This window comes from Rhizobium sp. ZPR4, from assembly GCF_040215725.1.
Lineage (GTDB): Bacteria > Pseudomonadota > Alphaproteobacteria > Rhizobiales > Rhizobiaceae > Rhizobium > Rhizobium rhizogenes_D.
The window spans coordinates 3,007,324-3,020,699 of record NZ_CP157967.1 but is presented as its reverse complement, the minus strand read 5'-3'; the positions used below and the strand labels follow the sequence as shown (position 1 = coordinate 3,020,699).

General features: G+C 60.8%; 13 protein-coding genes. 7 read left to right on the top strand and 6 right to left on the bottom strand.

Annotated features, from left to right (window positions below; all coding sequences use genetic code 11):
- The first annotated feature begins 281 nt into the window (after positions 1 to 281).
- Both rlmN and ABOK31_RS14770 read left to right on the top strand, forming a co-directional pair.
- A complete protein-coding gene (gene rlmN / locus ABOK31_RS14775) occupies positions 282 to 1,517 on the top strand; it encodes a 23S rRNA (adenine(2503)-C(2))-methyltransferase RlmN (protein WP_349956500.1) in 1,236 nt (411 codons plus the stop codon).
- A gap of 5 nt (positions 1,518 to 1,522) precedes the next feature.
- Positions 1,523 to 1,939: a hypothetical protein gene (locus ABOK31_RS14770; RefSeq protein WP_349956499.1), complete on the top strand. Its 417-nt coding sequence runs from the start codon at positions 1,523 to 1,525 to the stop codon at positions 1,937 to 1,939.
- Here ABOK31_RS14770 and ABOK31_RS14765 read toward each other — a convergent pair.
- The 3 genes from ABOK31_RS14765 to ABOK31_RS14755 form a co-directional block, all read right to left on the bottom strand.
- Positions 1,923 to 2,564 (bottom strand): LysE family translocator, encoded by a 642-nt coding sequence (locus tag ABOK31_RS14765; protein WP_349956498.1) that lies wholly within the window; start codon positions 2,562 to 2,564, stop codon positions 1,923 to 1,925. The two genes, ABOK31_RS14770 and ABOK31_RS14765, sit on opposite strands and share 17 nt — an antisense overlap.
- A gap of 64 nt (positions 2,565 to 2,628) precedes the next feature.
- Positions 2,629 to 3,483: an SDR family NAD(P)-dependent oxidoreductase gene (locus tag ABOK31_RS14760; protein ID WP_349956497.1), complete on the bottom strand. Its 855-nt coding sequence runs from the start codon at positions 3,481 to 3,483 to the stop codon at positions 2,629 to 2,631.
- 71 nt (positions 3,484 to 3,554) lie between these two features.
- The gene (locus tag ABOK31_RS14755; RefSeq protein WP_349956496.1) at positions 3,555 to 4,331 is read right to left on the bottom strand and encodes an MBL fold metallo-hydrolase; all 777 of its coding nucleotides are present in this window, start codon (positions 4,329 to 4,331) and stop codon (positions 3,555 to 3,557) included.
- Between the two features lie 78 nt (positions 4,332 to 4,409).
- On the opposite strand from ABOK31_RS14755, the gene ABOK31_RS14750 reads away from it, so the two are divergent.
- Positions 4,410 to 5,297: a LysR family transcriptional regulator gene (locus ABOK31_RS14750; protein ID WP_174178074.1), complete on the top strand. Its 888-nt coding sequence runs from the start codon at positions 4,410 to 4,412 to the stop codon at positions 5,295 to 5,297.
- A gap of 130 nt (positions 5,298 to 5,427) precedes the next feature.
- On the top strand, positions 5,428 to 6,651 hold the full coding sequence (locus ABOK31_RS14745) for an argininosuccinate synthase (protein ID WP_349956495.1): 1,224 nt from the start codon (positions 5,428 to 5,430) through the stop codon (positions 6,649 to 6,651).
- A 72-nt stretch (positions 6,652 to 6,723) separates the two neighbouring features.
- On the opposite strand, the gene ABOK31_RS14740 is transcribed toward ABOK31_RS14745, so the two are convergent.
- Positions 6,724 to 7,206, bottom strand: coding sequence for a MarR family winged helix-turn-helix transcriptional regulator (locus tag ABOK31_RS14740; RefSeq protein ID WP_092717391.1), 483 nt, complete (start codon positions 7,204 to 7,206; stop codon positions 6,724 to 6,726).
- A gap of 162 nt (positions 7,207 to 7,368) precedes the next feature.
- Here ABOK31_RS14740 and ABOK31_RS14735 point away from each other — a divergent pair, with 162 nt between their 5' ends.
- Both ABOK31_RS14735 and ABOK31_RS14730 read left to right on the top strand, forming a co-directional pair.
- Entirely contained in the window at positions 7,369 to 8,010 is a 642-nt protein-coding gene (locus ABOK31_RS14735; protein WP_174178070.1) for a LysE family translocator, read from the top strand.
- Between the two features lie 98 nt (positions 8,011 to 8,108).
- Positions 8,109 to 10,172 carry a M3 family metallopeptidase gene (locus ABOK31_RS14730; RefSeq protein ID WP_349956494.1) on the top strand — a complete coding sequence of 688 codons (2,064 nt, stop codon included), beginning with the start codon at positions 8,109 to 8,111 and terminating at the stop codon, positions 10,170 to 10,172.
- A 94-nt stretch (positions 10,173 to 10,266) separates the two neighbouring features.
- Here the strand turns inward: ABOK31_RS14730 and chrA are convergent, their stop codons facing one another.
- Together chrA and ABOK31_RS14720 are read right to left on the bottom strand one after the other, a co-directional pair.
- A complete protein-coding gene (chrA, locus tag ABOK31_RS14725) occupies positions 10,267 to 11,496 on the bottom strand; it encodes a chromate efflux transporter (RefSeq protein WP_349956493.1) in 1,230 nt (409 codons plus the stop codon).
- 427 nt (positions 11,497 to 11,923) lie between these two features.
- The gene (locus ABOK31_RS14720) at positions 11,924 to 12,388 is read right to left on the bottom strand and encodes a helix-turn-helix domain-containing protein (protein ID WP_174178064.1); all 465 of its coding nucleotides are present in this window, start codon (positions 12,386 to 12,388) and stop codon (positions 11,924 to 11,926) included.
- Between the two features lie 92 nt (positions 12,389 to 12,480).
- On the opposite strand from ABOK31_RS14720, the gene ABOK31_RS14715 reads away from it, so the two are divergent.
- Positions 12,481 to 13,164, top strand: coding sequence for a glutathione S-transferase family protein (locus ABOK31_RS14715; protein WP_174178062.1), 684 nt, complete (start codon positions 12,481 to 12,483; stop codon positions 13,162 to 13,164).
- The last annotated feature ends 212 nt before the right edge of the window (positions 13,165 to 13,376 follow it).

Below are 13,376 nucleotides of genomic sequence, written 5' to 3'. Positions count from 1 at the left end.
TGTGATCCTCCCGTTGCCGCGACCGCAATGAACAAGGCCGGTCATGTCGACCGGCCTTTCGCTTTTGAGGGCCGGCCTTCGCTTTTGAGGGCCAGCCTTTGCTTTCGAGGGAAAGGGATGACGCGAGCGGAAATTAATGCTAAAGGCCGCGCCAACGATAGGTGCGCGGCAGACAGCTTGTCCCGCCACCGCATGAATCTTCAGATTTCCGTGCCTTGCCCGCATCCGCAGCTTTCGTCAGCTTTTGCGGCATCGCCGATGTGAACCGTTGGAACGATCCTATGTCCGCCACCGATGTCATAACCCCTACCAGGCTTAAGCCGATGCCCGTGTCGCAGCCGGTCGAACTTTCGCCCAAGCCGTCGCTGATCGGCCTGACGCGCGAAGAGATGGGTGCCGCGCTCAGGGAAAAGGGCGTTGCCGACAAGCAGATCAAGATGCGCGTCAGCCAGCTCTGGAACTGGATCTACGTGCGCGGCGTCTCCGATTTCGATGCCATGGCGAACGTATCGAAGGATATGCGCGAGATGCTGAAGACGCATTTCACTATCGCGCGTCCCGAGATCGTCGAGGAGCAGGTCTCCAATGACGGCACCCGCAAATGGCTGCTGCGCTTCCCGCCGCGGGGCGCCGGCCGTCCGGTCGAGATCGAGGCCGTCTACATCCCGGAAGAGGGGCGTGGCACGCTCTGCATTTCCAGCCAGGTCGGCTGCTCGCTCACCTGTTCCTTCTGTCACACCGGCACGCAGCGTCTGGTGCGCAACCTGACGGCGGAAGAAATCCTGTCGCAGCTGCTCTTGGCGCGCGACCGGCTCGGCGATTTTCCGGATCGCGAGGCGCCGCAGGGCACGATCATGCCGGCTGAGGGACGCAAGGTCAGCAATATCGTCATGATGGGCATGGGCGAGCCGCTCTATAATTTTGATAGCGTCAAGACGGCGCTGCTCATCGCATCCGACGGCGACGGCCTTTCTCTTTCGAAGCGGCGCATCACCCTTTCAACCTCGGGCGTCGTGCCGGAAATCTACCGCACCGGCGACGAGATCGGTGTCATGCTGGCGATCTCGCTGCATGCGGTGCGCGATGATCTGCGCGACATGCTGGTGCCGATCAACAAGAAGTATCCGCTGAAGGAGCTGATGGACGCCTGCCGCGCCTATCCCGGCCTTTCCAACGCGCGCCGCATCACCTTCGAATATGTGATGCTGAAGGGCGTCAATGACAGCCTTGAGGATGCGAAGGGGCTGATCCAACTGCTGAAGGGCATTCCGGCCAAGATCAACCTGATCCCCTTCAATCCCTGGCCCGGCACGAACTACCAGTGTTCCGACTGGGAGCAGATCGAGAAGTTCGCCGATTTCATCAATTCGGCCGGCTATGCCTCGCCGATCCGCACGCCGCGCGGCCGCGATATTCTCGCCGCTTGCGGTCAGCTGAAGTCGGAATCCGAGCGCATGCGCAAGACGGAGCGATTGGCCTTCGAAGCGATGATGATCGCCAATCACGGCGAGGATTGAGATCGATGCTCCTTGGACTGCGCAAGCCGATACGCCTCTTGTGGGGCTATCTCGCCGCTTGCGCCCTGATGGGCTTCGTGCTCGCCTGCGTTGCCGCCTACACCCTACCGGGGAGCGGGGCGCCGGAGCTTCTGGCGCTGACCTTCGAGATGACCAAGGCTGCAATGATCGTCAGCATTCTGCCATCTCTCGTCGTCATTCCCATCATGGAATGGCGTGGGGTCCGCCGCTGGTTCGGGTATGCGATCTATGGCTCGGTGTTGTCGGCAGTGGCGTCCATATTGATTTCCGGCGCCATGGAAAAGCCGCAGACCCTCAATCTGATCACGATTGCAGTCTGCTTCGCCTTCCTAGGGGCTGCCTGCGCCACCGTTTACTGGTTGATCGCCGGCCGCTATCCGATCATCAACGAGCCTGAGTGAAGAAGATTTTCACCGCGAAAATCGAAAAGACGCCGGCAAAGGCGTAGTCGAGGCCGCGCATCACGCCGCGGTTCCTCTGCAGCCACGACGACAGACCGTCGGCGGCGAGAACGACCAGCGTGTTGACCGGCATGCCGATGGCGATGAAGAAGAAGCCGAGGAAGAGCAGCTTATGCGTGACGGCGGGGTCGCCGGCGGTCACGAATTGCGGCAGGAAGGTCATGAAGAAGATGATGACCTTGGGGTTCAGGAGATTGACCCAGAAGCCGTTCGAAATGTTGGCGAATGGCGTTCCGTTGACGGCGTCGACCTTCTTGACCGACAGGCTGGAGCCGAAGCGGATCGCCTGGATTGCCAGCCAGAGCAGATAGGCGGCACCGCCGGTCTTCAGGACGGTGAAGGCGACGGGTGAGGCCGTAATCAGCGCGGAAATGCCGAAAGCTACCAGGCAGGTATGGACCACGACGCCGAGCGTGGTGCCGAGCACGACGAACAGCGCTGCTTTCTTGCCCTGCGCCAGCGCGCGGCTGATCGACAGCGTCATGTCTGGGCCTGGTGTCATCGCCAGCAGCAGGCTCGCTGCGGAAAAGGCAAGAAGGGTCGGCAGGCTGGGTATGAAATCCACGAGAATGCTCCGAAAGCCGGATAAGGGGCTGTCCGTTCTTATCCGGCTTTCGGTTGATTGCAAATCAATCCTTCTTTTCGAGGAAGGCCTTGAATTGATCGGCATGGTCGGGGTGCCAGCGTGACAGCGGCGGCCGGTTCTCGACGATATCGCCGGCGGCCCAGAGCATGCGGCGCTCGTCGATCGGCCTGGCCACGTCATTATCGGGGCAAAGAATGTAGAAATCGCCGCGCCTCAGGCTCTCCACCATGAAATCGACCGTCTGCTCCGGCGTCCAGGCGCCGGCCGGCTTTTCCTTGCGCTCGCCTTTGGTCAGGCCGGTAAAGACGAAGCCGGGGATGAGGAGGTGAGCCGAAATCTTCGCGCCTTCCGTATTGCGGAGTTCGTGTTGCAGCGCTTCGGTAAAGACCTTCACGCCGGCCTTCGAGACATTATAGGCGGGGTTGCCCGGCGGGGTGGTGATGCCCTGCTTCGAGCCGGTATTGATGATGATGCCCGGTTCACCATGCGCCAGCATGCCGGGTCCGAAGACGCGCGTGCCGTTGATGACGCCGAGCAGGTTGACGCCGAGGATCGCATCCCATCCCGCCTGGGCGCTGAAGATCGAGGTTTCCGGGCCGATGCCGGCATTGTTCATCAGCACATGCACGCGGCCGAAGCGCTGCAGGACGGCGCGCTCAAGAGCTTCCAGGGCATCCTTGCTGGCGACATCGGTCTCGATTGCCATGACATGCTCTTCGCCCGCGATCGTCTTGAGTTCGGCGCTTGCCTGCGCCAGCCGGTCGCCGCCGAGATCGGCAACGACGACGCTCATGCCGAGCGAGGCGAAATATTTCGCTGCGGCGAAGCCGATGCCCGAAGCGCCTCCGGTGATGACGGCAACATTGGATTTCTTGAAAATGTCTTGAATATCGGTCACGGCGAGGCCCTCCCTGGGCATGGTTCGATCGCGGCCGAATATGGCTCTTTCGCGAACCAAGTCAAACCGGCCTACCATTCAAACAGGGTTGGCTTACCCCTTTCGAGATTGCTCAATCGGGACGCCGCGCCGAGCGTGGCGAAGGCGGCGGCGAGTTGCTCGGGGCTTTCCTTGAAATGTACCCACCCTTCATTGTGAATGGCGACGATTGCGGCGTTGGTAAACGCGTGCGCGGCTTCCAATGCGTCATTGCTGCCCATCGTCATGTGAAAACGCCCTCTCGGCTCCGCCGCGCCCGTGAAAAGCATCACGACCTTGGGCGAGAAACGGCGTGCGACCTCCGCCGTTCCCTCATACCAAACCGTGTCGCCGGTGATGTAGATCGCGTCGCCCGGTTCGTTCTCTCCCAATAGAAAGCCGACGACATCGCCGGAAAGCGGTTCGATACCGACCGGACCATGCCGTGCCGGAGTTGCCGTCACAAACAGCCGCTTCCCATCCTTACCCTCCAGAATGCGGGTCTCCAATGGGGCAAGCCCGATCGCGTTGCCGCCAAGGCGTGCAGCCCCCGCGTTTGTTGTGTAGCTTATGCCGGCGGCCGGAAGCATTGCCCGTCCCGCATTGTCGAGATTGTCGAAATGGTGATCGTGGCTCAGCAGCACGGCATCGATCGGGCCGATCTCTTCCACGGAAAGAGCGGGACCGGACGTCTTTTCGAACCGAACCGGCGCCGTTTGATAAAGACCTGGCGGATCGAAGGTCGGATCGGTCAACAGGCGAAAACCGTCGATTTCGATGAGCGCGGTCGGGCCGCCGATCAGGGTGATCGTGGCACTGGATGTGAGCATGGCAGATCTCCTTGCGAATTTTTCTAAGATCGAGACTAGCCGCTCGCGCCCTGTGATAAAATTCACTAAACTCTCTCAATGGCTGATCAAATTCGCACAGCTCCCGATTGGGAGGATATCCGTATTTTCATCGCGCTTGCCCGTCACGGCAGCCTGTCGGCGGCGGCGCGGGCGCTTTCCGTCAACCATGCGACCATCGCGCGGCGAATTGCGTCGCTGGAGCGGACGCTAGGCGAACGGCTCGTCGAACGGCGGCCGGATGGTTATGTACTGACCCTTGCCGGCAATCGGGCGCTTCAGGCAGCTAGCGACATGGAGACGGCAGCTGCCACATTGCGCCGAGGTGGGGCGGATGAAAGCCCAAGGGGAGTGGTGCGGCTCAGTGCGACGCCGGGCTTGGCACAGAGCTTTCTTGTCGAGCGGCTCGCAAGGCTTGCTGCGCGGCATTCCGGCCTCGATATCGAAGTCGCCACCGACGTTCGCCTCGTGAGCCTCGAACGGCGGGAGGCCGACATTGCGTTGCGCCTGGGGCGTCCGCAGGACGGCGATGTGGTCGCCAAACGTCTCGTGAATTTCGGATTTGGATTTTACGCCTCTTCCGAGTGGTGCCATTGGCTTGAGAACGGTGTTGCGCCTGTTTTCGTGGGATTCGATGAGGCCAATGCCCACCTGCCGGAAGCGATCTGGCTTGCTCGACGCTTCCCGGAGGCACGCACGGCATTTCGAACGAGCAATCAGTTTGCGCAGGCAGCGGCGGCGAAGGCCGATGCAGGCGTTGCCCTGCTACCGCATTTCATCGGGCGGGCGGATGACAATCTCAGTCCCTGCCTCCAAAGCCATGAGCTGCCGCCATCGCGGGAGCTGTGGCTGGTGACGCGGCGGCACGACAGCAAGGATCTTGCGATCGTAACGGTCGTCGATTTTCTGATGCAGGTCTTTCGCGGCGAACGCGATCTTTTCGAGTGACGGAGCGCCATTGTCGAGGACGTCAATGGCCGCACTTTCCCTTGCGCGTTGCGATAATCTCGCTAAAAGTGCCGCGATACGGGGTTTACGGCACTTTCCGCGAGCCCACACTCTAACGGACCTCATCATCATGGCATCACATAAAGACGTGAAGAAAGTCGTTCTCGCCTATTCCGGCGGTCTCGACACCTCGATTATCCTGAAGTGGCTGCAGACGGAGCTGGGCGCGGAAGTCGTCACCTTCACCGCCGATCTCGGCCAGGGCGAAGAGCTGGAGCCGGCGCGCAAGAAGGCCGAACTGCTCGGCATCAAGGAAATCTACATCGAGGACGTGCGCGAAGAATTCGTGCGCGATTTCGTCTTCCCGATGTTCCGCGCCAATGCCGTCTATGAAGGTGTCTACCTGCTCGGCACGTCCATTGCCCGTCCGCTGATCTCCAAGCACCTCATCGAGATTGCCAAGAAGACCGGCGCCGATGCCATCGCGCATGGCGCGACCGGCAAGGGCAACGACCAGGTACGTTTCGAGCTTTCGGCCTACGCGCTGAACCCGGACATCAAGATCATCGCTCCCTGGCGCGACTGGTCGTTCAAGAGCCGTACCGATCTGCTTGAATTCGCCGAGAAGCACCAGATCCCGGTTGCCAAGGACAAGAAGGGCGAAGCGCCGTTTTCCGTCGATGCCAACCTGCTGCACTCTTCTTCCGAAGGCAAGGTTCTGGAAAACCCGGCCCAGGAAGCACCGGAATACGTGCATATGCGCACGATCTCACCTGAGGCTGCTCCCGATAAGGCCACCATCATCAAGGTCGGTTTCGAAAAGGGCGATGCGGTTTCGATCAATGGTGAGCGCCTGAGCCCGGCAACCCTGCTTGCGAAGCTGAACGATTACGGTCGCGACAACGGCATCGGCCGTCTCGACCTCGTCGAGAACCGCTTCGTCGGCATGAAGTCGCGCGGCGTCTACGAGACCCCCGGCGGCACGATCCTGCTTGCGGCCCATCGCGCCATCGAATCCATCACGCTTGACCGCGGTGCGGCGCACCTCAAGGACGAGCTGATGCCGCGCTATGCCGAGCTGATCTATTACGGCTTCTGGTTCTCGCCGGAGCGCGAAATGTTGCAGGCGCTCATTGACAAGAGCCAGGAGCATGTCGAAGGCGAAGTGACGCTGAAGCTCTACAAGGGCAATGTCATGACCATCGGCCGCGAAAGCCCGAAGTCGCTCTATTCCGACAAGCTCGTCACTTTCGAAGACGACCAGGGCGCCTACGACCAGAAGGATGCGGCCGGCTTCATCAAGCTTAACGCGCTGCGCCTGCGCACGCTCGCCAAGCGCAACCTGTCGAAGTAATTCACGACATGCGGAAAGCCCGCTTCCGATCGCCGGAGGCGGGCTTGCTTTTTCGAGGATGGCGGCCTGGAATTAATCCACCGGCCTCAATTCCCGTTCGACTTCTGCAGGTGCTTCGGCCTTCTGAAGATTGCTGCGAAAAGTGCAGAGCGCATCATGCAGTTGCACTTGAAGACCTTCGTCGAAACCCTGTGTCGCATTGCGTTCGACTTCGCAGACTTCACGGTCGATTTGCCTGAGCTTGGCGTCCGCAGCTTCCGAAAGCACGATCCGCTTGGCGCGGCGGTCGAGCGGATCGGGCTGGCGTTCGATCAGGCCGCGTGCCTGCAACTTGTCCAGAAAAGCGCTGACCGTCATCGGCTCCAACCCCATACGGGAGGCGATGTCGAGCTGGCGACTGCCATTGATGGCGGCAACCTGCATCAGCGTCCGTGCTTCACCCGCCGTCAGCCCGAGCCCGGCGACAAGAATGCGTCGCTCGAAGGCCGCTCTGATCAGTCGGGCACAATCGCTTACAAGAAAAGCGAGTGAGTCCGTATTAATCCTGCTGTTCATAAGCGCTTCCCTACTTACGCTCTTTGATTTTTGGGGCCCCACTACGTTCTTATTGATTTCATCCCACGAACACAACGGCTTCTTGGGACTTAAAACGACCAGCCGCTTGACCGGGTTCCGCAGATTGCTACTCTCGCGCGATCATCAGCGGGATCACTCATTATGACGCAATCGCTCGTTGTCGGCGCCTTTCTCGCCGCGCTTTTCTATGTGCTTATTCCCGGCCCTGCCTTTCTGGCGCTGCTCGGCATAGGTGCCGGCCAGGGGCGCAAGGCGGGTGCATTCTTCGTCAGCGGCCATCTGCTTGGCGATCTTGTCTGGTCCACGCTCGCCTTGGTCGCCATTGTCGGCGCCAAAACCATCGGCACCTTCGTCTTCGATCTGCTTGGTTTGCTGTGCGGTTTCTATCTCGCCTGGATCGGCTGGAGTGCCGTGACCGCCAAGCCGAAGGGTGACGGCAAGGCGCTGGTCAAGGTCGACCGCCCCTTCCGTCGCGGCCTGATCTTCGGCGTTACCAATCCGAAGGGATATCCCGTTGCGCTGGCGACATTCACGGCCCTTGTTGCGGGCTCGGCCGGCGCGCTGACCTTCAGCGCCCTGCCGTTGCTGCTCGTGGTCTCTTTTGCCGGCTTCATAACGGCCGACCTCATTCTCATCAGCATCATCGGCGCAGGCGCCGTGCGCCGCTTCTATCGTGCGCATGAGCGGCTGATCGTGCGTTGTTCCGGCGTGCTGTTCATGGGCTTTGCGGCGCAGGCGCTCTGGCACGCCACGCCCGGCCTGCTCGGCTGGCGCAAAGCCTGAACCCGCCACATCAATTTGTTCGACCCTCGCCATACCAATTCGGCGGGGGTAGCCTTATATCGTGCTTCGGTCAGATGTCTGTCGAAAGGATGCCCCGCATGTCTTCCCTTACTGCCGTCAATCCCGCGCTCACCGAATGGAGCGGGCATCAGGGGCTGCCGCGTTTCGATGCGGTGAAGGATACGGATTTTGCACCTGCCTTCGATGCGGCGCTTGCATCGCATGAAGCCGAGATCGATGCGATCGCCGGCAACAGCGAGGTGCCGACCTTCGCCAACACGGTGACGACGCTAGAGATCGCCGGCGACGAGCTGTCGCGCATCTCGGCGCTCTTCTGGAACAAGGCTGGCGCTCACACCAACGAGACCATCCAGGCGCTGGAGCGCGAGATCGCGCCGAAGATGGCGCGGCATTATTCGAAAATCGGCACCAATGCGGCGCTCTTTGCCCGCCTCGATGCGCTCTGGGAGGGCCGTGATGCCCTTGGGCTGACGCTCGAGGAAACCCGCGTGCTGGAACGGCACTGGAAGGGCTTCGTCAAGTCGGGTGCCAAGCTGCCGAAGGCCGAGCAGGAGCGCTTGTCCGCCATCAATGAAAAGCTTGCTGGCCTCGGCGCGCAGTTCGGCCAGAACGTGCTGGCGGATGAAAAGAGCTGGGCACTGCTTTTGTCGGAAGAGGCCGAGCTTGCCGGTCTCCCGGACTATCTGCGCGAGGCGATGGCAGCGGCTGCGCGCGAACGCGGCGAGGAGGGCAAGTATGCCGTCACCCTGTCGCGCTCGATCATCGAACCCTTCCTGACGTCGTCCGAACGCCGCGATCTGCGTGAACAGGCTTTCAACGCCTGGGTGGCGCGTGGCGCCAATGGCGGCAAGACCGACAACCGCGAGATCATCCGCGAGACTTTGGCTTTGAGAGCGGAAAAGGCAAAGCTGCTTGGCTATGCCAACTTTGCCGAGCTCAAGCTCGACAACACCATGGCGAAGACGCCGGCAGCGGTGAACGATCTCCTGATGACCGTGTGGGCGAAGGCGGCCGCGCGCGCGGGAGAAGAGGAAAAGGATATTGCCGGGCTGATCGCCGAGGAGGGCCGCAATCACGAAGTGATGCCCTGGGACTGGCGGCACTATGCCGAGAAGATCCGGACACGGAAGTTCGATTTCTCCGAAACGGAGCTGAAGCCCTACCTGCAGCTCGAAAAGATCATCGCCGCCTGCTTCGATGTCGCCGGGCGTCTCTTCGGCATCAAGGCCGTCGAGCAGAAGGGCGTTCCCGCCTATCATCCAGACGTGCGCGTCTTCGAGATCCGCGACCGCTCCGACAGGCTCGTCGCCCTCTTCCTCGGCGATTATTTCGCCCGCAGCTCGAAGCGCTCCGGCGCCTGGATGAGCTCGTTCCAATCGCAGCATAAGCTGCCACTGAAGAACGGCCATGTCGGCGAGCTGCCGATCATCTACAATGTCTGCAACTTCGCCAAACCGGCGGAAGGCCGGCCGGCGCTGCTGTCACTCGACGATGCGCGCACGCTGTTCCACGAATTCGGTCACGCGCTGCACGGAATGCTTTCGAACGTCACCTATCCCTCGGTTTCGGGCACCGGTGTTTCCCGTGATTTCGTCGAACTGCCGTCGCAACTCTACGAACATTGGCTGACCGTTCCCGCCATCCTCAAGGAATACGCCGTTCATTACGAAACCGGTGCCCCGATCCCGCAGGCGCTGCTCGACAAGGTGCTGGCGGCCCGCACCTTCAATGCCGGCTTCAATACCGTTGAGTTCACCTCCTCGGCCCTGGTGGACATGGCGTTCCACACGCGCGGCGCGGTCGAAGATCCGATGGCGGTGCAGGGCGAAGTGCTGGCTGAGATCGGCATGCCGAAGTCGATCGTCATGCGCCATGCGACGCCGCACTTCCAGCACGTGTTTGCCGGCGATGGCTATTCGGCCGGCTACTATTCCTACATGTGGTCGGAGGTGCTCGATGCGGATGCCTTCGCCGCCTTCGAGGAAACCGGCAATGCCTTCAATCCGGACATGGCGGCGAAACTCAAAGGCAACATTTATTCCGTCGGCGGTTCGATCGACCCGGAAGAGACCTACAAGGCCTTCCGCGGCAAGCTGCCGAGCCCGGATGCGATGCTGAAGAAGAAGGGGCTGGCAGCCTGAGCCAGCAGCGGGATGAGAGCGTCCGGATGGCGAGATTGCCCATGATATGGAGCAATTGCCATCCGTGATGGCTGTTGTCCGTGTCTGCCGAGCCTCAAATGAAGGCGAGGCCTATGCCCGCCAGACCCATCAAGACTACGACGACCCAGGGCGGCGCCTTCCAGGCGACCAGCAGCACGAAGCCGACCAGGGCAGCGGCGAAATCATACGGCCTTAGGATTGCGCTGGTCCATACCGGGTTATAGAGCGCGGTGGCGAGAATGCCGACCACAGCAGCACTCGCGCCACGCATGGCGGCTTGTGCCAGGGGATAGCGACGGAAACTATCCCAGAATGGCAGAGTGCCGACCAAGAGCAGCAGGCCGGGCAGGAAAATTGCAACAAGCGCGATTGCCGCCCCGGCAAGACCGTACGGCGCAGGCCCTATCACTGCGCCGAGATAGGCCGCGAAGGTAAAGAGCGGTCCCGGTACGGCTTGCGCAGCGCCATATCCAGCCAGGAAGGCGTCGGCATTGACCCAGCCGGTATTGACCACCTCCGCCTGCAGGAGTGGCAGCACGACATGCCCGCCGCCAAAGACGAGCGAGCCGGAGCGATAGAAGGCGCTGAACAGGGTCACGCCTTGTGACCCGCTGACGGCCGAGAGGATCGGCGACAGGCCGAGCAACGCAAAGAAGCACGCCAGGCATAAAAGTCCGATCCATCTTGGAACGCGGAACGAGACGTGGTGGGTAGTGGACGCCATTTCGCGGCGGCAGAACCATAATCCGGCGATGGCGCCGGCGGCGATCGCCATGATCTGCCCGATCGCGCTCGGCACGAAGACGACGATCAGGACGGCCGCCAGCGCAATGCTCGCCCGCTCCTTGTCAGGCGTCAGATTGCGCGCCATGCCCCAAACCGCCTGCGCGACCACGGCGACGGCGACGATCTTGAGGCCATGCAGCAAGCCGCCTCCGGCCGATCCGCCAAAGGCGGGTGCTGCCATCGCAAAAGCGACGAGGAGGATCGCCGAAGGGAGGGTAAAGGCCGTCCATGCGGCGAAGGCACCGGCAAAACCGCCGCGCAGCAGGCCAAGGGCAAACCCGACCTGGCTAGAAGCCGGGCCTGGCAGAAACTGGCAGAGGGCAACCAGATCCGCATAGCCTTCCTCGCTTATCCATTTCCGGCGAATGACCAGTTCATTGCGGAAATATCCCAGGTGAGCGATCGGACCGCCAAACGACGTGAGGCCAAGTTTGAGGAAGGCAAGAAAAACCTCGCCAGCCGTGCCTTGCGGCTGGCTGGTCGCGGTCTCAGGAGTTGCCGTTGCCGACGATTTCACCCTTCAACTCCCTGGCTTTTGCTGGCTTAGACGACGTCGTTAAGTAGCGTGCATATGTTACAAATTCCGCACGGCGGCTCGGCACGCAAGGCATGATAACCATTTTCGTTGAATGATGCATCGCAACACGTAGCGTGCCTGCCCGGCTGGCAAGCCTCGGCCAACTTGAACTTCTTCTCATGAGGCACGCGTATCCTGCTTTGGCAAAGATCAGAGCCTTTGCGGAAATTCGATCTCGCGGGCTCTGCTCGACAAGGGGCTGGTGGCGCGCACCGTCAATGCCGGCTTAAATGCGGTCGAGTTTCCTTCCCCGACTTTGATCGACTGTCCTTCCATACCCTGGGTGGCGCCGAGAACCAGACGACGGTGCAGGGCGAAGTTCCGGCCGATTTACCAACGTTTGTTTCGCGTTGATTTGCCCGGTCGATCACGGCTTGCGCGAGAGCATAGCCAAAAGCCCGGCCAGTTGGTCGGCCTGGGCATCGTCCAGCTTGTCGCCCAAGTGGCGTTGAAGTGCCGTGGCATAGACTAACCACATGCGGTTCCGCATGACGCTCCCCGCTTCGGTGATGACGATCCAGCGGCCTCGGCCATCCTCGGAAAACATCTCGCGGCGGACAAGATCGGCCTTCTCCATCCGGTCAAGCAGGCGGGAAAGGTTATGTTGTGCGAGAAGCGTACGCTCCTCGATCTCATAGGGCCGCAGCTTGCCGTCTGAGGCACGCTCCAGCTCCAGCAGGACGTCGTACCAACCGAGTGGTGGCAGGCCTGCCGTCTTGAAATCCTGCTCGATCGCGGCAAGGACGATCTGTTGAGTCCGCATCAGTCGTATCCACGCGCGCGTGATGGCGGGCGACGGCTGCGAGGCTTGGGCATCTGAACGATCGGACATGGATGCAATTACATCTATATTGACCAGGCTGGCAAGTCCGGATATAGATGCAATTACATCTATATTGAGCGAAGCCTCCCGGAGATGCGATCATGCCTGATACGAAATTGGTTCTCGTCAGCCATCACCTGTGCCCCTATGTCCAACGAGCCGCCATCACGCTTGCTGAAAAGGGCACGCCATTCGAGTTCCGCTATGTCGATCTGTCGGCAAAGCCAGATTGGTTTCTGACCATTTCTCCGCTCGGCAAAGTACCGCTTCTGATCGTGCGGCAGGGCGACGGCGTGGAAACGGTCTTGTTCGAGAGTGCCGTGATCTGCGAATATCTCGAGGAAACCCAATCAGGTCCTCGGCTACATCCGGCCGATCCGCTGGCGCGTGCCCGGCATCGCGGCTGGATGGAATTCGGTTCTTCCATCCTTTCGGACTTGTGGGGATTTGAGACGGCCAAGGATGAGGAAACCTTTGAAGCCAAGCGGAAAGCGCTGGTCGGTAAGTTCGCGCGCGTCGAGGCGGAATTGAAAGATGGCCCCTTTTTCGCGGGCGAGGCGTTCAGCCTTGTCGATGCGGTCTTTGCGCCGATCTTCCGTTACTTTGACGTGTTCGATGTCATCACATCAACCGGCGTTTTCGATGCTCTGCCGCGTGTCGCGGCATGGCGCAGAGAATTGGCATCGCGGCAAAGTGTGCGAGATGCGGTGACGCATGATTATCCGGATCGTCTCAAAGTCTTCCTGGTGAATCACGATGCATGGCTGCTTCAGCGTGCCGCCTGAGGGCGGCACGGAAATCCCTGTTAAGACTATTGCTTACATCCGATGTCGGCGGCATCGTAGAACGAAAGCTTTGGCTACCGACTAGTGTGAGCTAGCCATATGCGCGGCGTGCAAAGGCAGGCTTGCCATTGCTTTCTTGCCTCCCCCCTTTCGCATTCGCGAAAAAAAGGGTATGAGCGCGCCAAATGCAATTGGCGTGTTGACCAGACACT

What these genes read in the sequence shown, in the direction of transcription:
- ABOK31_RS14750 (WP_174178074.1), top strand. Translation starts at nt 4,410, where the DNA reads ATGGCTGATCAAATTCGCACAGCTCCCGATTGGGAGGATATCCGTATT.
- ABOK31_RS14770 (WP_349956499.1), top strand. Translation starts at nt 1,523, where the DNA reads ATGCTCCTTGGACTGCGCAAGCCGATACGCCTCTTGTGGGGCTATCTC.
- ABOK31_RS14715 (WP_174178062.1), top strand. Translation starts at nt 12,481, where the DNA reads ATGCCTGATACGAAATTGGTTCTCGTCAGCCATCACCTGTGCCCCTAT.
- ABOK31_RS14755 (WP_349956496.1), bottom strand. Translation starts at nt 4,331, where the DNA reads ATGCTCACATCCAGTGCCACGATCACCCTGATCGGCGGCCCGACCGCG.
- ABOK31_RS14720 (WP_174178064.1), bottom strand. Translation starts at nt 12,388, where the DNA reads ATGTCCGATCGTTCAGATGCCCAAGCCTCGCAGCCGTCGCCCGCCATC.
- ABOK31_RS14745 (WP_349956495.1), top strand. Translation starts at nt 5,428, where the DNA reads ATGGCATCACATAAAGACGTGAAGAAAGTCGTTCTCGCCTATTCCGGC.
- ABOK31_RS14735 (WP_174178070.1), top strand. Translation starts at nt 7,369, where the DNA reads ATGACGCAATCGCTCGTTGTCGGCGCCTTTCTCGCCGCGCTTTTCTAT.
- ABOK31_RS14730 (WP_349956494.1), top strand. Translation starts at nt 8,109, where the DNA reads ATGTCTTCCCTTACTGCCGTCAATCCCGCGCTCACCGAATGGAGCGGG.
- rlmN (WP_349956500.1), top strand. Translation starts at nt 282, where the DNA reads ATGTCCGCCACCGATGTCATAACCCCTACCAGGCTTAAGCCGATGCCC.
- ABOK31_RS14740 (WP_092717391.1), bottom strand. Translation starts at nt 7,206, where the DNA reads ATGAACAGCAGGATTAATACGGACTCACTCGCTTTTCTTGTAAGCGAT.